Genomic DNA, 21794 nt, shown 5'->3' on the forward strand with positions numbered 1-21794 from the left:
GACTCCCCATGAACACGCTTGAACACAGCACATCCATTGAACTCAGCACTTCGACGGCGGACCTCACTGCCCCGGTCATCTCCCGTTCCGATGTCCTGGTGGTTGGTGGTGGCCCCGCAGGCGTCGCCGCCGCCGTCACCGCAGCCCGCTCAGGCGCCAAGGTCACGCTCCTGGAGCGCTACTCCTCCTTGGGTGGCCTTGCCTCCGGCGGCATGGTCCTGGTGCTCGACGACATGATCAACGGCCAGGAAATCACCGTCACCGGCATCGTCTCCGAGTATGTGGAACGCCTGCAGAAGCTGGGCCTGGCCATCGTTCCGCCCGCCGATGACCGGAGGACCTCCGAGGAACTCTGGAACAAGTGGGGCCGCTACGGCACCTTCGACTTCCACTCCCACACCAACCCCAAGCCCATCTGCTACGCCGCAGCGTTCGATCCCGACGGCTGGAAGCGAGTGTCCAACGACCTCGTCCGCGAAGCCGGCGTGGACCTGCGCCTGCACTCCTGGTTCTCCCGTCCCATCGTGGACAACGGCGTGATCAAGGGCGTCATCTGCGAAACAAAACTTGGCCCGCAGGCTTTCATGGCCGACGTCGTCATCGACACCACCGGCGACATCGACGTCGCTTCCCGTGCCGGCGCCAGCTACGCCAAGGACAACTACCTCACCACGCTGGTCTTCCGCCTGGGCAACGTAGACACCAAAGCCGCAGAAGCCTTCGAGCAGGCCAACCCCAAGGAAGCCCGGGCCATCAACCGCAAGATCAAGCGTCTCCTCGGCGGTGCCTGGGAACTGTGGTGGCTCAAGACCCCCATCGACGGCGTGGTCTGGTGCAACGCCCCGCACATGTCAGGCTTCGACGGCGTCGACCCCGCCGACATGACGGCTGCGGAATTCGCCGCCCGGGACCGCATCTCCGAGGCCGTGGACTACGTCCGCGCCAACCTCCCCGGTTTCGAAAACTGCTACATGCTGGACGTCGCCTCCCAGATGGGTGTCCGCCAGACCCGCCTCCTGCAGGGCGAGTACGTCATGACCAAGGACGATGTCACGCAGCGCCGCCACTTCGAGGACACCGTGGCCCGCGGCCGCGATTACTACTACCCGTACCGCTCGCTGCTGCCCAAGGAAGTGGACCAGCTCCTGGTGGCCGGCCGCCACTACTCCGCAACACCGGAGGCGCAGAAGATGTCCCGTGAAATTCCGCCTTGCATGGCCATGGGCCAAGCCGTCGGCGTGGCGGCAGCACTCGCCGTCGAGAACAACGTCCTGGTCCGCGACGTCGCGGCAGCGGACATCCAGCTAGGCATGCGCCGCCACAGTGCAGACCCGGGCGACGTCCCGTCGTCGAACGCCACCGTCGACGCGACCGCAGCGGTGCCGGCATGAGCACCGTGACTTTGGATACCGAGGCCCTGGAACAGGCAACGGAAAACACGACGGCGGCACTCGCCGCGGCTGCCCCGGCAACTACCCCGCTCCCTCTGGACGGGATCAAGATCGTGGACTTCACACAGGTGTTCATGGGCCCGTCCTGCACGCAACTGCTGGGCGATTACGGCGCGGACATCATCAAGGTGGAACGCCCAGGCGCCGGAGACATTTCTCGCAACTCGTTCCCGGACCAGGACGGCCAGGACAACCCGATCTTCCTGTCCATCAACCGGAACAAACGCAGCGTCTCCGTGGATACCCGCACCGAAGAAGGCCGCGGGGTGCTGCACCGGCTCATGGCTGGCGCGGATGTGGTTGTCAGCAACTTCCGCTCCGGCGTCATGGAACGCATGGGCTTCGGCTACGAGGAACTCAAGGCCACCAACCCCGGCATCATCTGGGCCTCCGGTACCGGCTTCGGACCCGCTGGACCGTACTCGCACAAGGGCGGCCAGGACGCGATCGCCCAGGCCTACTCAGGGGTGATGTGGCGCCGCGAGTCCGAGGACACCAAACCGGCCATCTACCCCACCACACTGTGCGACTACATCACCGGCATGCACCTCATGCAGGGCATCCTGCTGGCGCTGCGAACCCGGGAGACGTCAGGCACCGGCCAAAAGGTGGAAGTGACCATGTACGACTCCATGCTGCACCTGCAAATGCAGGAGGCCTGCATGCAGCTCAACCGGGGCTACGAGGTCAACTGGGGCGCCATGCCCCTGAGCGGCGTCTTCGAAACCACCGACGGCGCCGTGTGCATGGTGGGCGGTTTCACCCCGGACCCGCTGGCCAGGATCTCCGACGCGCTGGGACTGGACGAAGACCTGACACGGCGTCCCGAGTTCTCAAGCCTCGAGCAGCAGTTCAAGAACAAGCCCGCCTTGCAGGCGATCTTCCGCGAGCGCATCGCCACCAACTCCACCGAATACTGGACTCACCAGCTCGAGGAGCAGGGGCTGCTCAATGCTCCCGTGCACACCCTGGAGCAGGCACTTGCTGATGCACAGACGGAGGCCAACGGCATGATCGTGGAAGCGGAACACCCCTCCGTGGGTACGGTCCGCATGCTGAACGCCCCCATCCGGCTCTCGGCGACCCCTCCGACGATCCGCCGTGCCGCGCCCCGCCTTGGCGAGCATAACGTGGAGGTCCTGTTGGAGAACGGCTTCGATGCGGACACCATCGAACGCCTGCAGCAATTGGGAGTCCTCCGATGACCGCCTCGGTTGAGGAGCGCGTTGACGCCGTCACCCTCACTATCGAGAACCACGTGGCAACGGTGGTCATCGACCGCCAGCACGTGCTCAACGCCGTGGACGCCACCGCCCAGGCCAAGCTCAATGAGACCTGGGACCAGCTGGAGGGCGATTCTTCAGTCCGTGCCGTGGTTATTACCGGTGCCGGTTCACGTGCTTTCTCGGTGGGCGCGGACATGTCCGCGGCAGCCGTGGACAAGACCGGGTTGGAATACTGGGCGGGCCTGGATCCCAACGGCTTTGGCGGCCTGAGCCTTCGCACCACACTGGATGTCCCCGTGATCGCCCGTGTCAACGGCTACGCCCTGGGCGGCGGCATGGAGATGGTGCTCGGCGCAGACATCGTGGTGGCGGCCGATACCGCGAAGTTCGGCCTGACCGAGCCCCGGGTTGGGCGATTGGCGCTCGACGGCGGCATCCACCAGTTGGTGCGGCGGATCCCCTACACACAGGCCATGGGCATGTTGCTGACCGGCCGAAAAGCGGACGCTGCCGAGATGCGGTCCATGGGCTTGGTCAACGAGGTAGTTCCCGCTGAAGAGCTCGACGCCGCGGTGCAGCGCTGGGTGGACCAGATCCTCGCCTGCGCCCCCACGTCAGTCCGGGCCGTGAAGCAGATGGTCACCCAGACCACCCATCTCACGGCCAAGGAAGCTCGCGGGCTGCGCCTCCCCGCCCTGATGGCGGCCCTGGACAGCGAGGACTCAGCCGAAGGCGTCCGGGCTTTCCAGGAAAAGCGTCCGCCGGTCTGGCCTGGCCGCTGATGCAAGACACGAACGATCAGAAGGAGATACCGGTGACGCAGACTGCTGCGCGCGAATCCCTGGCCCCCGGCGTGTGGGGCGTTGTTGCCACGCCGTTCCAGGGCAGCACATTGGATGTGGACCTGGACAGCTTGTCGGAGCTCGTGGAACATTACCAAGCCATCGGGGCCACCGGGCTCACGGTCTTGGGCGTCTTCGGGGAAGCAGCCGCCTTGACGGTGGAGGAACGCCGCCAGGTCTTGGAAACCGTCGTCGAGTGCACCTCCCTTCCGCTGGTGGTGGGTGTGACCGCCCTGGCCACCCGGCCGGCCATCGAAGAAGTCCTCGCAGCACAGGACGTGGCCGAAACCAGGCTCGCAGCTGTGATGGTGCAGGCCAACTCGGCCAAGCAAGAGACGGTGATCGCCCATCTGGACGCCATCCACCGCGCCACCGGAGCCAAGGTCGTCTTGCAGGACTACCCGCTGGCCAGTGGCGTCAGCATCCCCACCAAGGCCCTGATCTCAGTGGTGAACGCCTGCGAGTACGTTATTGCCGTCAAGGCCGAAGCACCGCCCACCAGCGTGGCGATCGCGGAACTGAGTGCCGCCGTCGAGGTTTCGATCTTCGGCGGCCTGGGCGGGCAGGGGCTGCTGGACGAACTCATGGCCGGCGCGGCGGGAGCCATGACCGGTTTCTCCTATCCGGAGGCACTCATCGCCTGTGTTCAGGCGTGGCAGGAGGACGGCTACGAGGCCGCCCACCGCGAGTTGCTTCCGTACCTGCCGTTGATCAATTTCGAGCAGCAGGCCAAGGTGGCGTTGGCCATCCGCAAGGAATGCCTTCGCGAACGTGGCCTCATCAAGGACTCCGGGGTCCGGGCACCCGCGGCAGGCTTCCCTGAAGGCCTCCGCAACAGCATGGGCACGCACCTTCGCGAAGCCGCCGCGGCACTCGATGCCGCGAAGACCACAGTGGGGAGCTTCTGATGGATCTGGGAATCTCCGGAAAGACAGCCTTGGTAGCCGCTTCCACGGGTGGGCTGGGCTTGGCCGTGGCCCGCGCTTTGGCGGCCGAAGGCGTACGGGTGGCCATCGTCGGCCGACGTCGGGACCGTGCCAAGGAAATCGTGGCTGAATTGCAGGCTGCTTATGGAACCAGCGCTACAGGTTTCGACGCCATCGCCATCGAAGCCGACCTCACCACGGACGAGGGCATCGAATCCGCCGTCGACCAGACCGTAGCGGACCTTGGACCCATTGACATCCTCGTCCTCAACGGTCCCGGGCCCAAACCGGGTGCGGCCGCGACACTGAGCGCCGACGACATCGCTGCGGCCTTTGACCTTCTGGTCAAGCCCCACCATGCGCTGGTCTCCCACACCTTGCCCGGGATGAGGGAAAGGCGCTGGGGCCGCATCCTCGCCATCGGATCCAGCGGCGTCACAGCCCCACTGCCCAACCTGGCCGTGTCCAATACCGGTCGCGCCGCCTTGGCCGGTTACCTCAAGACACTCGCCGCCGAGGTGGCCTTGGACGAAGTGACCGTGAACCTGCTCCTCCCCGGCCGGATCGCGACGGACCGCGTTGCCCAGCTGGATCACGCCGCCGCCAAGCGGCGCGGCACCACGGCCGAAGAGATCCGGCTCGAATCGCGCAAGACCATCCCTGCCCGCCGCTATGGTGAACCCGCCGAGTTCGGTGCCGCTGCCGCCTTCCTGTGCAGTGCCCCGGCGTCGTACATCACTGGCGTCGCACTCAGGTGCGACGGCGGCCTGATCCGCAGCCTCTAGCCCCCACTATTCTTCAAAGGAAAACGATGACGTTCACAGCCCTTGCCCCCGAAGCGAAGAGCCTCACCTCCCAGCAGGACATCACTGCCCAACACCTCATCAACGGCGAATGGCTCGGTGAACCGGACACCCAGCGGATGAACCCGGCGCGGCCAGGCGAAGCCGCGGCCCTCTCCCCCAGCGGCACAGCCGATGACGTTGACGCGGCCATTACCGCCGCGGCAGCAGCACAGCCAGCGTGGGCGACCCTCCCCGCACCGTCCCGCGGCGCCATCCTCATAGCGGCCGGCAACCTGCTCATGGAACGCCAGACTGCCATCGCCGAGGACTTGGTCCGCGAAGAAGGCAAAACCCTGGCTGAGGCCAAGGGCGAGGTCAAGCGTGCCTCGGACGTGCTGCGCTTCTTCGGCTCCCTCGGCTGGGCTGCTACCGGTGAGGTACTGCCCAGCGGCCTGCCGGACACCACCATCACCACTCGCCGTGAGGCATTGGGCGTGGTGGGCCTGATTACGCCGTGGAACTTCCCCATCGCCATCCCGGCATGGAAGACCGCTCCGGCCCTGATCAGCGGGAACGCGGTAGTCATCAAACCTGCCGAGCTGACCCCGTTGTCCGCGACACACTTGGCGCGCGCCCTCCAGGATGCCGGGTTGCCCGCGGGCGTATTCAACGTCGTGCACGGCAAGGGCCGCGTGGTGGGCGACGCCCTGGCCCGCGACGCCCGCATCGCAGGGCTGTCCTTCACCGGTTCCACCAACGTGGGCCTTGGGCTGCAGGACATCCTCAATGCCCGCCGTGCCCGCGTCCAACTGGAAATGGGTGGCAAGAACGGCGTCCTGGTCCTCGATGACGCCGACGCCCGCAACGCCGCGCAGGTAGTCGCTGCGGGTGCTTTCGGACTGACCGGCCAAGCCTGCACGGCGACCTCCCGTGTGTACGTCACCCCGGGCATTCGTGCAGCGTTCCTTCAGGCGCTCACCGAAGAGGCTGCGGCCTACACCACCGGGTATGGCCTTGATCCCGCTGTCCGTATGGGCGCCGTGGTGAGCAGGCAGCAGTTCGAGCAGGACCAGGCTGCGGTGCGGACCGCCGTCGAACGCGGTGCGACGCTGCTGCACGGTAATGTCGACGGCGATCCCAGCGGCCCGCTGTTCTTCCCGGCGGCGATTCTCACCGACCTGCCGTTTGATGACGCGGCCGTGACGGAGGAGATCTTCGGGCCGGTAGTCGCCGTGCTTGAGGTGCCCGACTATGAAGCAGGCCTCGCTGCCATCAACGATTCCCGCTACGGCCTCACCGCCGGCATCTGCACGGACTCGCTGGCCCTCGCAACGGACTTTGCCGCCCGAGCACAGGCCGGCGTGGTGAAGGTCAACCGTCCCACGGCGGGTCTGGACCTTAACGTCCCGTTCGGCGGCGTGAAGGACTCCTCCACCAACACGTTCCGCGAACAAGGACGGTCCGCCTTGGACTTCTTCACGTGGGGCAAAACCGTATACACGGGTATTTAGCACGCCATGAGCTACGTGATCGCCCAGCCCTGCGTGGATGTCAAAGACAAGGCGTGCATTGACGAATGCCCGGTGGATTGCATCTACGAGGGCGAACGCTCGCTCTATATCCACCCATCGGAGTGCGTGGACTGCGGCGCGTGCGATCCCGTGTGTCCTGTCGAGGCGATCTACTACGCGGACGACGTCCCGGACGAGTGGGCAGACTACGTGCGGGCGAACGCGGAGTTCTTCGAGGATTCGGCCCGCGACCATCCTGTGGTCGCGGCCGAACCCTTGCGGGTTGGCTAGTTGTTGGAGGGGGCCAGCCGGTATCCCACGCCGCGAACTGTCTCCAGCCATCGTGGTGCCTGGATGCTGTCGCCGAGCTTCTTGCGCAGGTTCCCCATGTGTACCTCAACGGCACGCTCGTCCGCGTCACTGACGTAACTGCCGACGTCGTACGGTTCATTGCGGAGGCGGCGGGCGAGGTCGGCCTTGGTCCGGACGATCCGCCCGGTTTCCAGCAGGGCCAACAGGAGGTCGAATTCGGTCCGGGTGAGCTTCAGTTCGGTTCCGTTCAGGACAGCAGTACGTGAACCCGCAGAGACGGCAAGGCCGTTGTGGCTCACCTCAGGATCCACTTCTTCCGCGACGCTCTTGGAGTCCGACGACGTGCGGGGCCTCCGCATCATGGCCTCAACACGGGCGCGCAGCTCGCGCGGCCTGAACGGCTTGGTGAGGTAATCGTCACCACCGGCTTCAAGGCCCATGAGGGTGTCGAGCTCTTCGGCGCGTGCCGTCAACATGATGATGTAGGCGTCCGAGGATTTACGGATTTGGCGGGCTACTTCAAAACCGTCGATGTCCGGAAGGCCGAGGTCCAAAGTAATAACGTCCGGATTCAGTTCGCGCGCCGACGTTACGCCTGCGGATCCCGTGGACGCAGTATGGACGTCGAACCCCGCTTGGGAAAGAACCACCCTTACCAGCTCGCGAATATCCTGGTCATCTTCAATGACCAGCCCCACACGTACTTCACTCATCGCTGCCCCTCAGCCCCTTCGATAACCTCAGAAGTATATCCATTATGGTTAGGCTGATCTCATGAACCGACTTTCTTCTGCATCCGTGGTGGTTTTGCCATGACCCACCCCTCCACTTGGGATATTGGTGACAAGAAGAAACTGTTGGTCTTTCAGCGCTCGTTCCACGAACATACCTTGAGAATGCGTGTTGTCCTCAGCCAACTGCCGTTGTCCGTGTGTGTTTGTCTTTCGGCCATTCTGGTGTGGCTGTTTTTCCCGGCCACGCTCGAAAATCCTTTGTTCCTGATCTTCCTTCTGAGTCAGGCTTTTTTGTTGGCGGTGTGCATTGTTGTGCCGTGGCACCGGCTGCCCTTCGCCAGCTTCCTGGTCATTCCCATACTGGACATGGTCTCGATCGGTTTCGGACGGGAAGGAGGTCAGGAGGCACTCACGGGCCTCAGTGTCCTGGTGGTCCTGCCTGTCATCTGGTTGTGCGCGTCGGGGCTGTATCCGAGGCTGGCCATCGCCATGTCCTTCCTGGGCCCGCTGGGCATCGTCTGGGTTCCGCTCTTCCTCGGGGGCGCCGTCACGGAACAGGCCCTCACCAAGCCCCTGCTCTTCCCCATACTTATTCTGGGCATCGGCGTTTCCGTCAGCGTCCTGACCCTAAGCATGGTCCGCCAGCAGCGAGCCTTGGAGCAAAAGGACGAGGCCCTCAAGGAAGCACTGGACGTCAGCACCAAACAGGAGCGACTCCTGAACACTGTCATGGAGGCCCTGCCGCTGGGTGTAGTGGCCGTCGACGGCGAGGGGCATGACATCCTCATGAACCGGCGCCAGCGCCAGACCCATACTTTGGCCACTCCCCCGGACAACGACGACCCCAACGAATCCCAGCTGCTGGTTTTCGACACGGACAGGACCACCCCCTTGCCTGCGGACCGTCGGCCCGTGCGGCGTGCCGTCTTGGGAGAACGGTTCACCGACCAGCTCGTGTGGCTCGGCGCAGGACCGGAGCAGCGCGCCTTCACCACCAGCGCCAGGCCCATGGTGGACGATGCCGGAAAGTTCGCCGGCTCCGTGGTGGTGTTCAGTGACGTCACGGACCTGGTGAACGCGTTGGCTGCCAAGGATGATTTCGTAGCCAACGTCTCCCACGAGTTCCGCACGCCGTTGACGTCCATCCTGGGCTACGTCGAGCTCATCCTCGACGATCCCGACGTCCTTGACGGCCGGTCACGCGAGCAGCTGGACATCGTCAGGCGCAATGCCGAACGCCTGCTCACCCTGGTCTCCGACCTCCTGGCCGTGCGTTCGGGACAGATCGCCATCCAGCCGCATGCCGTGGACGTGGCAGAGCTGGTACGCGGCAGCGTTACCTCCGCCGAACCCCGCGCAGCCAAAGCCGGCATCCGGCTCTCCATGGACCTTCCCGATGCTCTGGAAGCGCACGTGGACTCATCCCGCATTGCGCAGGTCCTGGACAACCTGGTGTCCAACGCGATCAAGTACTCCCCGGACGGCGGGGACGTGGAAGTAGCTGCCTGGGAGGACCAGGACTTTGTGTTCTGCCGGGTCACGGACACGGGCATGGGCATGAACGAGGAAGAACAGGCAGAGGCCTTCACCAAGTTCTTCCGCGCCGGCGGAGTGCGCAACAGCACCATTCCCGGTGTGGGCCTGGGGCTGCCCATCAGCAAGGCAATCGTCGAAGCCCACGGTGGCACCATCACGCTGGAGAGCGAACCCGGGCGAGGCACCACCTTTACGGTGAAGATGCCCGCTTGAAGTTCAGCGTTGTTGGCTTGCCGGTGTGGGCGTGACGGCGTCCCGACGGCGGCCGAACAGGAAATAGCTGACGGGGCCGAAGAAGTTGATGAACGAGACCGCGCGCCACACTGCTTTCTTGCCCCTGATGTTCGAGTCCGGGGTCTTGGCGATGCTGCGCTGGGCAGCCACCAGCAACGCCAGGTTCATCACGCCGCTGACCATGACTGAGATGCGCTGGCCTTTCCCCATATCGCGCCATGTCTTCTTGCGGGCCATGATGCCTCCAATCAGCGAATGGTGTATGTCTCAGGCTAGTCCGACGCCGCGCGACCCGCCACAGCTTGGCGAACTACTTCACCCCACGATTGCTCTGCAAGGTCCGCCACTGCTGCGAGGATTTCCGACGGCGGCAGGGACAGGTCCAGCGGATACTCCACGATGTCTATGTCTGTGTTGAGGATGCGCCGCAACTTCACGTCCCCCGAACCGGCGTACACCAACCAAGCGGTGGGGACCCGGAGCGCCGTGCAGTACGCCAGCAACTGGTAGTGGTCGGCACTCAGCGAGGCGCCGGCGTCGGAAGCTGCTTTGTACTTGGAGTCATAGACCACCACGGGCCGACCGCCCAGGAAGTGGACGGCGTCGGGACGGACGGTGAGGCGGTCCGAGTCATGGACGGCCTCATTGAGCAGCGCGCCATACTGGAGCCGCATCTCCCCGGGGTGGGCAGCCATGGCGCTGCGCAACGCGGTGCCCACGAATTCTTCGAAAACCTGCCCCATGTCCACCACGAAGGAAGCGGTCTGCTGTTTCCCCATTCCGGCTTCCGCGGAAGCGTTGCGGAGGATGACTTCGGCCAGCCGCAACACGGCGTGGTACCTGAGGTTCATCCGGCTGGCCCGCCACGGCGGCAGCGGCGCTCCGGACTGAAGGCGGGTGACGGCGTCGAGCTTTCCCTTCAGCTGCCGCAAGCGGCTCAGCACGTCCGGCCGAACACCTGGCACCTGCCCCATCCGTTCCAGGGCAGCCCGAAGGATTCGGTTCTCGGCAATGTCCTCCGTGAATTCGTCGTAGGACACCTCCAACGGCACCATCATGCCGGGACGGCGTGAGATCTGGTCCGAGATGCGGATGCGGCCTTTGACGGTGCGCAACGACTCCTCCACCGTGAGGTAGCCCTGCAGGACGCCTCGGCTGAGGGCCCTGTCCGCCAACTGGGCCAGCGACTCCGCCAGTGCGCTCCACAGATCCGGATGCTCCACGGCCTCCACGGAATGGTCCCGGAAGCCCTGATCCCCGGCGTAGCTCAGCAGGAAGAGAAGGCGGCTGAGCCCAAGCCTGTCCTTGGGCCGGACCTCCAGTTGCACTGAGGCAGTGCGCACCGAGCCCACTTTGCCTACGGGTTCAATCCGGTAAAGGCCCATGCCCATGGGCGACGCCTTGGCCAGGCCGCTGGAGTTGATGAACGCCGCCGACTCGGGATCGAGCTTGTCCACCACACCGCCGGAGAGCTCGTCCATGACGATGTGCCGGGGACCCGCGGTGGCCCGGCCGGCGCTGGCAGGCGCCCTGCCAGGCTTCGGCGGGATGGCGTTAGCGGGCCGCAAGACGTCCCAGCAACTGGTCCAGGCCGAAGCGTTCCTCCAACTGGGCGCGGTTCAGCTGCCCGTGGTAGTGCTCCTCCAGCAACGGCATGAGCTCGTACTTCCAGATCCGGCGCAACCCGGTGGGGTTCTGGGCTGCGTTCTTCATGAAGTAGGACGGCCCGATCATGAGGTCCCGGTCCCAATCGTCGATTGCGGCGTTGAGCGCATCCAGGAGATCGGCATTGAGCGTGTCCAGCCCGCGTGCTTCGAGGAAGCGGCGCAGTGAACCACGGACCGGCTCCACGTTGGGGTGCAGTTCGATGAACGCGAAACGGCGCCGGATGGCGGCGTCCATCATGGCGATGGAACGGTCTGCCGTGTTCATGGTCCCGATGATGTAGAGGTTGTCCGGCAGGCTGAACGGCTCGTTGGGGCTGTACTGCAGGTAGATGCGGTCGTCGCGGTATTCCAGCAGGAAGTACAGCTCACCGAAGACCTTGGCCAGGTTGGCGCGGTTCATTTCGTCGATGATCAGGAAGTACGGCTTGTGCGAGTTTTCGGGCTTTGCCGCTTCCTCGGCGAGCCGGCGCAACGGTCCGGCGACGAGCTTGAAGGAGACCTGTCCGTCGTCGGTCTTGTCCGGCCGGTAGCCTTCAAAGAAGTCCTCATAGGCGTAGGACGGGTGGAACTGCACCAGCTTCACGCGTTCGTCGGTGTGGTCACCGGCGAGCTCTGCGGCGAGGTGCTTGGCGAGGTACGTCTTACCGGTTCCTGGCGGGCCGTAAAGGACCAGCTGCCGGTTCTCTTCGAGCAGTTCCGCGATCTCCTTGAGTGGCTCAAGGTCCATGTGGAGGGATGCTGCGAACTCCTCCGTTAGCGGGCGGAAGCCCTGCTGGACAACCTCGACGACGGCGGTGGGCGGCGCTTCGTCGTCGCCGTCGGTTTCGGCTTCCACCGGGAGCAGTTCCTGCAAGGCCTGGATGACCCTGGTGACATCCACGAGGATGCCGGGCGTGGACAACTGGCGCTGGGCGTGGCGGGGAAGCTCGGGGATGGCGTAGCTGTCATCGAACCAACGGACCTTGCGGCGGATGCGGCGGTTGTCCTCGTGGTGTTCGGGCTCGCCGAGGACCACGCCCACCCGGACGCGCCCGGCGTGCTGGTACAGCGTGAGGTCCCCGGGCTTCATCACGGTGAGGAAGGCAAAGACGGCTGTCTTGGTGTCTTCGCGTTCCACATAGCCAAGGTGCTTGTAATCCTCGTCCACCGCATGCTGGACGACGCCCGCAGTGACGCCGGCGGTGAGCGTGCGCAGGTGCTCCACATCAAGCGTGGCTTTCTCTTCGGCGACCCAGGCCGCCAGGAGGTCCGCATTGTCGTGATGAGTGCGCAGCAGCCATGAGCGGCGACCAGGATCACCCACCTTGCGCCATTGGCTCACCAACTGCCGGGCGTACCAGTCGATGCGCTGCCCGGCTTGCTCATCCAAATGGAGGCGGATGCGGTGGATGTCCGCGGTGATGTCCTCGTCCGAGTCGCCCTTGGCTCCGCCCACGAGCGAAGCAAAAGCATCCCGGATCTCTTGGCGTTCAACGTCTGCCACTACGGGCTCGAAGTAGCTGGGCCACACCAAGTATTCGATGCTGCGGCGCAGGGCGGGCTGGTCCTCGGGAGTACCTGCGGCGAGTTCGTGGAACATCAGGGGGTCCGCGAGCGCGTGGCTGATGGTGGCGGTGCTTTGGCTGTCCACATGGACCACAAAGCGGCACAGCCACTTCAAGTGGTCCCAGATGGTCCAGTTGAATTCGGCGGTTCGGTCGCGGATCACTCCATGGTCCGTCATGCCCTCGTAGAGTTCTTCCGGGAGCTCAATGGATGGCTCAACCCAGGACGCCGCCTCGGCCACACGGGCGCGCTTCACCCTAAGGGACTTGACCTCATGTGCGAGCGGCAGCGACTGCAGGAACAGCAACTCCACAGCAAGCAGCTTGGCTTCCCGGGACGCTCCGTCCAGGTTCTGCCGCAGGTTGGTCATCATGGGAGCCTTGGAGTCTTCCACCCCGCGGTCGAGCCTCTCGAGCAGCTCACCGGCGGCATCCGCGGTCCACGTCAGTGTCCTGCCGTCCAGCACCGAAGGTCTCCCCTGCAACGCCGGACCGAGCACATACCAGGCCGCGTCCTCGATCTCCTTGGAAATTCCGGGGGCGCGGTCAATGGCAGGCTTCACGGAGGGGGTCACCATGCCAACTTACCTTGTTTGGCTTACCTAAGCATCTGAATATCCACAGCTCCGCTGCTCTGCGGAGACCGTCCCGGCCTAGCTGCCATCGCGCAAGTCGGCCGGAGGTTCGTCCTTCAATTCGATGGTGTCGAACCGGGCTTCGCAGCTCTGCCCCATGGGCGCCTGCGACATGAAACCTACGTGCACCGGCTTCTCCGTAGCCAACCTGAACAAGCGGACGAAGGACCATTCCCGGCCGTCGGCGGACGAGTGGAACGCCCACGCGGAACCCACCCTGCTCACGCGCAGGTAGACCCAGGGCGCAGTCCACACGGGTCCGTTCGCATCGTCGGAATACTGGTTGGTCACCACGCTGACCACCATGGCCTCCCCCTGCGGCGAGTACTCAAAGCACAGTTTGGCCCAGTGCTCGCTGTCCGCCCACAAAGTCAACACACCGGCGTCGAACGTTGTCCGTGGTGAGGCCACCAGAACCCGGGCCGAGAGCGAGAAAGCCGCTGGAGCGCGGAAGCCCAGCGCCGTGGCCCCGTGCTGCGGTTCTCCACCGAGGGAGTCATTGGTCCAATCGACGCCGGGCGCTGCCGTGAGCGTCAGGGTTCCCTCGGCGTTGTCATAGCTCGCGTGACCGGGGGACGCCGTCCACTCCAAAGGCGGGAGTCCTGCTATGTCGGGAATCAATCCGTGCTCCGTTCGTCGTCGCTTACTCGTCCAGAACACGCTTTCAGAGGTTGCCCCGGATGTGCGGGAGGCCACACCGGGGCACCCGTCAATGCATTCCGAACTGGTACGCGGCCGGCACCGGCTCGTCAGGACACACCTCTTGCCACAGCGCCGCTATGGCGTCCTCGCCCTCTCGAAGGTCCGGAACCTCCACACCGGCCTTCAGGATCGTGGCTGCTTCACCGGGGTTTCCGGTTCGTGCCAGCGCCAGCGCCTTCAGGAAACGCAAACGTCCGACGGCGGCACCATCCGTGGGTGCCGACTCCGCCAGTTCCAGAGCCATGGCGGGGTCACCGTGGCGGATGCTGAGCGTCACGGCCTCCGTGAGCAGTGCTGTGTTGGAGGAGTCGGCCTCGACGCCCCTGCGGAGTTCAGCCAGTCCTTCTGCGTCCTTCGCGGCGGCGAGCAAGGCCAGCGCCAGCCCGCGGTGCGCAAGAGCCTTGACGCCGGGAACTGCCTCGGCGGCAGCAAGGACCTGGCGGTACAACTCCTTGGCACCATCCAGGTCCTGCCGGGCATGCTTCATGGTGGCCAGCTGGAACTTGGCCCCCGGGCTGTCCTGCCCCGCCAGCAACTCCTCCCAATCCGCCCCCATGACGAAGCTGGGCGCGCCGTCGAACGCTTTTCCCTGCAGCAGGCCAAGCCACGGCTCCTGCTCCCCCGTGAGGCTTTCGTCCACGAAGGGAGTTCCACTTTCATCCACCCAGCCATGGCCGCTTTTCTGCCGCCGCGCGCGCTCAACAACGCCCCAGCCGCTTCCGCGCAGCAGCATCTTCGACGGCGGTACGTCGGCGTTGGTGATGGCTTCCGGCAGCATCGCCTCAAGATCCTCGTGGGGCAGGAGCGCTTCCAAACGCTCACTGGCATGGGCCACTGCGGCCTCCCAATCGGTGCTGTGCGAGGTTGCGGGATCCAGGTGTCCGTTGCCGTACGCCTCCACCCACGCCCATTCCGCTCCGGCGGGCATGGCGAGGTGTTCGAACTGGGTTTGGGCGAGGCCTGCCTGGATTTCAGCGTAAGGACCGGCGCCGGGGCTCAGCCATTCCTGCCATCGTTTGCCGCCCTGACCTTGGCCCCACACGAAGAGCTTCTTTCCCCGCAGGAGTCCCGTGGACAGCATCGCCAACCCGTCGCCGTCGTCGTCTGCTGCCACGACCCAGCGGCGCTCGGAAGGGTCGATGTCGAAGAAGAAGTCCGCCGCGTGCGGGCTGTTGACCGGCCAGGTGCCGTCATAGCCTTCGTGGGCGGTGGGCCTGACGCGGGTGATATCGGTGGTGTAATCGCTGCCGTAGGCCTCGTCCGCCGGGGCGATGACGCGGGTGCGGTCGGTCTCCGGGATGGCCGCGTTGCTCCACCAGTACATCGGAACGTCGTGGTCATTGGGGTTCCGGATCCGCACCGCAGCGAACACCACGGGCGAGTCCGCTGGGAGCCAGATGTCCACTTGGAACACCACTTCGCGGAGCCGTTCGAACTCCCACACCCGCAGGATGTGCTTGCCATCGGGGGTATGGACGATCGCGCTGTGCAGGGGATCGCAACTGGTGGGCGAATGGCCGCGGGTACCGATGTTCCATTCCAAGCCGCCCGCGAACCAAGCCTTTCGCAGCGCGATGTTCGCCAATTGCGGGGCATCGTGGGTGTGGAGGAGCTGCTTACCTGTCGCTTTGTCGAGCAGCTCCCAGATGCGGCCGCCCAGCGATGGAATGACCGTCACCTTGATTTTGCTGTTTTCAAGCACGACGGCGGGCAGTTCCCTGGGTGCCGTCTCGCGGCTGTAACCGTCCTGCATCAGGTACGGGTACACGTTGGGCACCACACCGTACCGTGCTGAGGCCTGGAGGTCTTCAGGCACGCCCTCGCCCACGGTGTAGGGCTGGTCGAGTTCCGCCGCGACCACCGGCAAGGGGTTCAACGGACCGAGGTCAGCCATGGTCAGGGAGATAGTGGTGACGGTGAGGGTGGAGGTTGCTGTGTCTGCCACGTCAGTATCCGATCGTGAGAAGGAGGCCGCGCTGCGGCTCAATGGTGATGGCTTCGCCCGGCGCGTAGCTGCGGGCTGACTGGAAGCCGTGGATCGCCGGAGCTTTGGTTACGGCACCCGTGGCGGCAGCACCGGCGTCGAAATCCAGGGTCACATGCTCAGTTTGCTCGGCCCATGAAGCCAGTGCTACAACCATTCCCTGGTCCGTCAGCCACGTGGTGGCCCGGACGTCCGGGTGGCTTGCCGTGACTGGCCCGTGGGGGTCCCAGAACCCACGCATGTGGGCCTGTTCCAAGCCATGCCGGGCCCAGAACTCCCAGAGCGGACGGTTATCCACTGCAGGCGCCCTGCCGGTCATACCGAACACCATTCCGCGCCACGGGTTGCCACCGCCCTCCAGCATCTCGCCCATGAGGCCGAAGGGAATGCCGGACAATTCCACCAGCCAATAGTCGGGATCGGTGGTGTCGTAGTCGAAGTATTCCCCCAGCCATAGCCTGTCCACATACGGCAACTGCTCCATGTACAGATTGGCCGATGACGCGTATCCGTCGTGGGCCGTGAACTGGTTCGCGGAGTGGAGGTCAATCTCCGGGCCCTCCACTCCCCTCTCCCTGCAGGCCCTTTCCAGGACCTTGCGGACGCGCGCCATGGCGTGCCGGTCATAGGCGATGTCGTCCAGGTAGATGCCGTCAATGCCATCCTCGCCCTTGGCCAGTTCCGCCAGGCTCCGCACATAGAAGTTCTCCCACCGTGACTCGCCAGTGGTCACCACGGCGATGTCCTCCACGTTCGGGGCGAACCATGCGGAGACGTAACCACGTCCGGCGTGCTCCTGCAGCCAGATGTGGCCTGCTCCGGGACCATCGCTGAAGATCTCGTGGTCCAAGTGCAACAGCGGCAGCAACTCCGGGCTGTGGAACGTGAGCTCGCGGACCGTGTTGTAAATCTTGGCTTTGAGTCCGTTTCGATGGCACCCCGCAACGTACTCCCTCAGCGATTCGTGGGTCAGCAGGGGGTCATTGATGTAGGGCGCGGGAGCCGTGGCGTGGTGGACGTTGACCACAGTGGCTCCGGCGGCTTTGATATGTGCCGGGTTGGCGGGCTCGTGGAAGTAACGCTTGGACAGATGCTTTCCGGGTTCGATCGGTTTGAACGGCGTCAGCAGCAGACGGAAATTGAAGTCGAGCGGCTCACCTTCCTTGAGGGTGCGGGCACCGCTGAACGCGCGGACAGCCACGCTCCCCTCGGCAGTCCGAAGGGTGACGCCGCCGCGGACCGTGTTTTCGCTGCCGTCCTCCTGCCGGTTGGCCCACGACACCGGCTCCACCAGCGGTTTCTCCCTGTAGAAGTTGGTGTTGAGGGGGCGTTCGTAGCTGCCGTCCCTCAGGGCCAACTGAACCCCGGCATTGACGCCTCCCAGCCACAGCGCGTCCTGGTTCTTCGACGACACCTCCCAGGTCCAGTCCAGGCTTTCCGGCCGCCTGCCGCCCGGGACACCCAATCCCATGGCGAGCGGAACCGCAGCCTCGTGGAAACCAAGCTGCAGGCCGACGTCGTTCACGTCCAAAGTGTCCTCCGGCGTCAGGCGCAGGGCGTACGTGACTGCGCCCTCGGCGTCGAGAACGCCGTTCAGTTCCAGCGCTACCGGAGTCTTGCCATCCGTCCGACCTGCCCAATGGCAGCGCCAAGTAACCCGGCCCGGACCGTCCACGGTGAACTCGATCGGCGAAAACTCCCAGCCGACCCCGTCTATTTCCAGGCTCACTGGAGCGTCAAGCAGCTCGACGGCGGGACCATCCGTTGACGTCACAGCGGCAGTGAACGTGGACGTCACCTGAGCCGGAAGTCCCGATTCCGAGAGCCGGAGGGACCTGCCGAGAATCGCCAAAGACCGGTTTGGTACATCCACCGTGACGGCCGTGAAGGGTGCTACGAGCTCCGTGTCCTGGGCCATCGGCGAATCCAGCCATGCGAGGCGCCGCAGCAGACGTGGGTCGCCGAAATCACCCGACAGGATCGTCGAATCTGATTCCGGGGCCACGTCCAGCGTGACCGCGACGTTTTGGGCGTGGCACCCGGCCGCTTCGATGGTCAGGACCGCGGAAAGAGTGGTTCCCGCTGCATCCTTGGGAACGGGAAGGATCACGTACAGGGCTTGTACCTCCCCCGCCGGTACAGCCAGCGTCCTGTGCCAAGGCGCGCCATGACGGTCCACGCCGTGGGTATTGATGCAGTGCCCGCCGGCCGGGGATCTCACCTCCACGGTGACGCCCTCCAGGTCCTCCTGTGCGTAGAGCCCCAGTTGGACCACGTAGTCTTCCCCGGCGTGACCCTGCGCTTGGAAGGTACCGGCCGGTCCGTTGATCACCCAGTGCGCCGGCAGGTCCCCACGCATGGAGATGGGATTGAGCCGGTCCTCCGGGAACACCAGGAAGGCTTCGCCCGCATGACCGCTGCGGAGCCGCTCCAACTCGTCCGTGCGGGCCGTGAAGTTCATCGGCGCGAAGGAGTCACGCTCACTGGCGGCCTCGTAGCGGAGGACGCTGGCGTGGGGCAACTCGGGTTGCTCTTCGGGCGCCCAGGCAGAGCGCACGACGGCGGCCGCCCAGGCCGGCTCCGCGGCCAGACGACGCGGGAGGTACTGGGCTTGGGGATAGTGGGGTTTACCCAGCATCGCGTAGGGCAGGTAGTAGGCGAAATAGATGCCCGCACCGTCGATGGCTTCGAACACCAAGGTTCCAGACTCCCGGGTTGCCTGTTCCACCACGACGTTCCGGACCCTCAATGCCGTTTTTTCCGAAACAACGATGACCTCCACCGCTGACGGGTCTTTGTCCTGCCGACGCCATGGCAGGACCACCCTGTGGGCCGGGGCAGCACCGGTGCTTCCAGCATGGACTTCCATGACGAACCGGTGATTTCCCAACAGCAGTTTGTCCCACGTCCCGGTTCCGCCTTCCACCTCCGGGTGGCCAATGCCGGGTTTGCCATGGGAGGTGGTTACTGGCGGGGAAATGGTGGCCGATGAAACCGGCGAGGGCAGCGGCATCGCTGTGACTCCTGAAGGTAGCTTCCGGGGCTTTTCACCGAGTTGGTGAATCCTTACATCATCCCGGCGTTCCTTGGAATCGTAAAGGGTCATTACGATGCGTACTCACTGGCATTTCGACGGAAATTGGATCGACAAACCGCGCCTTATACATACTTCAGGAGCGGCCGCGTCAACGCCGGAAGCTCCAGTTAGGAGACTGCAGTGAGTTGCCCTGACTTTGCTTTTCGACGCGAACGGTAATTTGCGGCCTTGATGCGATTGCCGCACTCCTCCATGCCGCACCAAGTCCTGGTACCGCTACGGGATCGATCAATAAAGATGCGCGTGCAGTTCTCCCGCCCGCACTCCTTGAGCTTCGACTTCTCGTCCCCAGCCAGCAGCTCGGCGGCTGCCGTTGCAATGCTGGTAGCGAGACTGCTCGAGTCACCCGCCCGAATCAAATCGGCGCCCTCAAGCCGGAGACGCGGGGTTCTGCCTTCGAGCTTCTTGTTCACTACGTCTACGTCGACATCAAGGGGCGCCGAACCCGCCATTTCGGTGGTCACCATCCGATAGATGGCCTCACGTAATCCAATTAGCTCAGCAAATTCGACGTCGGATATGGCCAGGGGCGTGGTGATGATGCCCGCCTCAGCAGCCCAGACCTCAAGGTCACGCGGCGAATTGAGCAACTCTTCCAGGTCCGAGCGACGCCACTTCAAGGTGCCGGCGAAGTCCAATGCGGCATTGCCGCTGACGAAAACAAAGCTCATGTAACCATCTTGACAGGTGACGAACCTCGCAGCAAGCTTGAGTCACCACCTAAGCCGGTGACGATATCGGTTTACGACTAAAGGAACAGCAATGCTTGATCGTCAGGATTACTTGTATTTCACGGAGCGCGCCCTTGACGGCATGACTTCGATTGTCCGCGGGTTGGGAGATGACCTGGCCAACCGCAAACCGTCGCTCGAGGGGGCCAATTCACCCTTCGCCCTCCTCACCCATTGCGTCGGCGTGATCGACTACTGGGTGGGATACCTGATCGCCGGCCGGCACACCGATCGGGATCGCGAAGCGGAATTCCTCGCTTCAGGCCCCATCCAGCCACTCCTTTTGGAGGTGCGGTCCACGAAGGCGCAGCTCATCGAGGACGTACTGAACGCCGAACCCGAAGCACCCCTTCGCAGCGTGCCACCAGCCGACTTCCAAGGCCCGGACCGGACGCTTACTCAAGGCGGAGCGCTCCAACACGTTTTCGAGGAACTGGCACAGCATCACGGCCAGATGGAGCTGATGCGGGACGTCATCGTCGCGGAACACGCCGGCCACCTGATCACCGTGAACAACGCGGTCCGGTCATGAGCACCGGACAGTTCGACACCATCAACCGGGAACGATTGCGTGGCGGCTATGGAGTGAAATGGGGCGCGCTTCAGTCCGACGTCCTGGCCTCCTGGGTGGCAGACATGGATTTCGGAACGCCCCCGGCGGTCCGCGAGGCCATTCAAGAGGTCGTCGAACGACACGACCTTGGGTATCCGTTCTGGCCGGGTGAGGATCCCGTCATTGAAGCGTTCGAAGCGCGAATGAGCAGCCACCACCACTGGACTCCCACCCCTGGCAGGACGCGGATCTACACAGACCTGATCCAGGTACTCCAGGTCATGATCGAACACTCGACGTCTCCTGGGGATGGCATCGCAATCCACGTGCCCACGTACCCTCCGTTTTTGGCCGCCATCGAGCGATCCGGTCGTCGAATAATTCCCATCCCCATGATCGAAACCGGCGGAAAGTGGAGATTCGACACCGAGGGGCTCACAGATCAGTTGCGGCGAGAGAACTGCAGAATGCTGGTGTTGGTGAACCCCCAAAATCCCACGGGCAGAGTCTTCAACGGGGAAGAATTGGCCAGCCTGGCGCACACATCCGAAGAACTCGATCTTGTGGTGTTCTCGGACGAAATCCATGCGGACCTAACGTACGACGACCACCGCCATATACCCTTCGCGTCACTGGGGAAGGACGCCGCGGACCGGACCATCACTGCAACCTCGGCCACAAAAGCCTTCAACATTGCGGGTATGCGTTGTGCGGTTGCCCATATCGGGCCACAAGCCGTGTGGGACGCGCTGGAGAGTGAACCGCTGGACTACTTTGGGCAACCAAGCATTCTCAGCAGAGTGGCAACAGTTGCCGCATGGACTCAAAGTGAGCCATGGCTTGTCGAACTCAAGGCCACACTCTCAGCCAATCGCCGGATCATCAAGCTGTGGACTCAGGACCTGCCCTACGAAGTCCGGAGCCATGAGCCCGATGCGACCTACCTCAGCTGGCTCGATTTCTCCGATGCCGGCCTGGATCTGCACGATCCCGCAGCCGATCTGGAACGCAGAGCCCGCGTGAGGTTGAGCCAGGGGGCCGAATTCTCACAACACACGAGCCTGGACACCACAACGTTCGCGCGCATCAACTTTGCCACCAGCACCTCAAATCTCCTCGACATTCTCGGTCGCATTCGCTGTGCCACGACGCGAGCCGCGGCGAGGAATTGGACCGAGAACAACTGCATTTTCTGAAACCCCAGCCTTCTCAGCCCTGCAATAACTATGCGTCACCGTCTTGACCGGTGACGAACATTACATCAAACTGATGACGCGTTCGTCACCTACCAAGGGGGTGACGTTGCTTGTCTCTGCGATCAACG

At 64.1% G+C, this 21794-nt stretch carries 18 protein-coding genes; 10 read left to right on the forward strand and 8 right to left on the reverse strand.

Annotated elements, in window-relative coordinates:
• Positions 1–8 precede the first annotated feature (8 nt).
• Genes FQP90_RS01425 through fdxA form a run of 7 tightly spaced genes read left to right on the forward strand, consistent with a single transcriptional unit; the run spans position 9 to position 7032 of the window.
• Positions 9–1391, forward strand: coding sequence for an FAD-dependent oxidoreductase (locus tag FQP90_RS01425; RefSeq protein WP_144647960.1), 1383 nt, complete (start codon positions 9–11; stop codon positions 1389–1391).
• The gene (locus FQP90_RS01430; RefSeq protein WP_144647962.1) at positions 1388–2656 is read left to right on the forward strand and encodes a CaiB/BaiF CoA transferase family protein; all 1269 of its coding nucleotides are present in this window, start codon (positions 1388–1390) and stop codon (positions 2654–2656) included. Before FQP90_RS01425 ends, FQP90_RS01430 begins: the two co-directional genes overlap by 4 nt.
• Positions 2653–3459 (forward strand): enoyl-CoA hydratase-related protein, encoded by an 807-nt coding sequence (locus FQP90_RS01435; RefSeq protein WP_144647963.1) that lies wholly within the window; start codon positions 2653–2655, stop codon positions 3457–3459. Before FQP90_RS01430 ends, FQP90_RS01435 begins: the two co-directional genes overlap by 4 nt.
• Positions 3459–4427, forward strand: a complete 969-nt coding sequence (locus FQP90_RS01440; RefSeq protein ID WP_208759903.1) for a dihydrodipicolinate synthase family protein — start codon at positions 3459–3461, stop codon at positions 4425–4427. The genes FQP90_RS01435 and FQP90_RS01440 overlap by 1 nt, the downstream gene beginning before the upstream one ends.
• Positions 4427–5230 (forward strand): SDR family oxidoreductase, encoded by an 804-nt coding sequence (locus tag FQP90_RS01445; protein WP_144647965.1) that lies wholly within the window; start codon positions 4427–4429, stop codon positions 5228–5230. Before FQP90_RS01440 ends, FQP90_RS01445 begins: the two co-directional genes overlap by 1 nt.
• Before the next feature lie 26 nt (positions 5231–5256).
• A complete protein-coding gene (locus FQP90_RS01450; RefSeq protein ID WP_144647966.1) occupies positions 5257–6741 on the forward strand; it encodes an aldehyde dehydrogenase family protein in 1485 nt (494 codons plus the stop codon).
• Positions 6742–6747: 6 nt separating this feature from the next.
• A complete protein-coding gene (gene fdxA / locus FQP90_RS01455) occupies positions 6748–7032 on the forward strand; it encodes a ferredoxin (protein WP_144647967.1) in 285 nt (94 codons plus the stop codon).
• Here fdxA and FQP90_RS01460 read toward each other — a convergent pair.
• Entirely contained in the window at positions 7029–7766 is a 738-nt protein-coding gene (locus tag FQP90_RS01460) for a response regulator transcription factor (protein WP_144647968.1), read from the reverse strand. The genes fdxA and FQP90_RS01460 overlap by 4 nt on opposite strands.
• Positions 7767–7865: 99 nt before the next feature.
• Here FQP90_RS01460 and FQP90_RS01465 point away from each other — a divergent pair, with 99 nt between their 5' ends.
• Positions 7866–9536 (forward strand): sensor histidine kinase, encoded by a 1671-nt coding sequence (locus tag FQP90_RS01465; protein ID WP_144647969.1) that lies wholly within the window; start codon positions 7866–7868, stop codon positions 9534–9536.
• Positions 9537–9539: 3 nt separating this feature from the next.
• Here the strand turns inward: FQP90_RS01465 and FQP90_RS01470 are convergent, their stop codons facing one another.
• The 7 genes from FQP90_RS01470 to FQP90_RS01500 form a co-directional block, all read right to left on the reverse strand.
• Positions 9540–9794 (reverse strand): PLD nuclease N-terminal domain-containing protein, encoded by a 255-nt coding sequence (locus FQP90_RS01470; protein WP_144647970.1) that lies wholly within the window; start codon positions 9792–9794, stop codon positions 9540–9542.
• A 35-nt stretch (positions 9795–9829) separates the two neighbouring features.
• Positions 9830–11038, reverse strand: coding sequence for a 5-methylcytosine restriction system specificity protein McrC (locus tag FQP90_RS01475; protein ID WP_144648077.1), 1209 nt, complete (start codon positions 11036–11038; stop codon positions 9830–9832).
• A gap of 73 nt (positions 11039–11111) precedes the next feature.
• Positions 11112–13346: an McrB family protein gene (locus FQP90_RS01480; protein WP_144647971.1), complete on the reverse strand. Its 2235-nt coding sequence runs from the start codon at positions 13344–13346 to the stop codon at positions 11112–11114.
• Between the two features lie 75 nt (positions 13347–13421).
• The gene (locus FQP90_RS01485) at positions 13422–14024 is read right to left on the reverse strand and encodes a DUF1349 domain-containing protein (RefSeq protein ID WP_144647972.1); all 603 of its coding nucleotides are present in this window, start codon (positions 14022–14024) and stop codon (positions 13422–13424) included.
• An 88-nt stretch (positions 14025–14112) separates the two neighbouring features.
• Complete coding sequence (locus FQP90_RS01490; RefSeq protein WP_244296427.1) at positions 14113–16050, reverse strand: DUF5107 domain-containing protein; 1938 nt, start codon at positions 16048–16050, stop codon at positions 14113–14115.
• Between the two features lies 1 nt (position 16051).
• Positions 16052–19195 carry a glycoside hydrolase domain-containing protein gene (locus FQP90_RS01495; RefSeq protein ID WP_244296428.1) on the reverse strand — a complete coding sequence of 1048 codons (3144 nt, stop codon included), beginning with the start codon at positions 19193–19195 and terminating at the stop codon, positions 16052–16054.
• A 98-nt stretch (positions 19196–19293) separates the two neighbouring features.
• Positions 19294–19857, reverse strand: a complete 564-nt coding sequence (locus FQP90_RS01500) for a CGNR zinc finger domain-containing protein (RefSeq protein WP_144647973.1) — start codon at positions 19855–19857, stop codon at positions 19294–19296.
• Positions 19858–19948: 91 nt separating this feature from the next.
• Here FQP90_RS01500 and FQP90_RS01505 point away from each other — a divergent pair, with 91 nt between their 5' ends.
• On the forward strand, positions 19949–20449 hold the full coding sequence (locus FQP90_RS01505; protein WP_144647974.1) for a DinB family protein: 501 nt from the start codon (positions 19949–19951) through the stop codon (positions 20447–20449).
• Positions 20446–21666 carry a MalY/PatB family protein gene (locus FQP90_RS01510; RefSeq protein WP_144647975.1) on the forward strand — a complete coding sequence of 407 codons (1221 nt, stop codon included), beginning with the start codon at positions 20446–20448 and terminating at the stop codon, positions 21664–21666. Before FQP90_RS01505 ends, FQP90_RS01510 begins: the two co-directional genes overlap by 4 nt.
• The last annotated feature ends 128 nt before the right edge of the window (positions 21667–21794 follow it).

Origin of the sequence: Paenarthrobacter nitroguajacolicus (assembly GCF_007786235.1) — a bacterium.
Lineage (GTDB): Bacteria > Actinomycetota > Actinomycetes > Actinomycetales > Micrococcaceae > Arthrobacter > Arthrobacter nitroguajacolicus_A.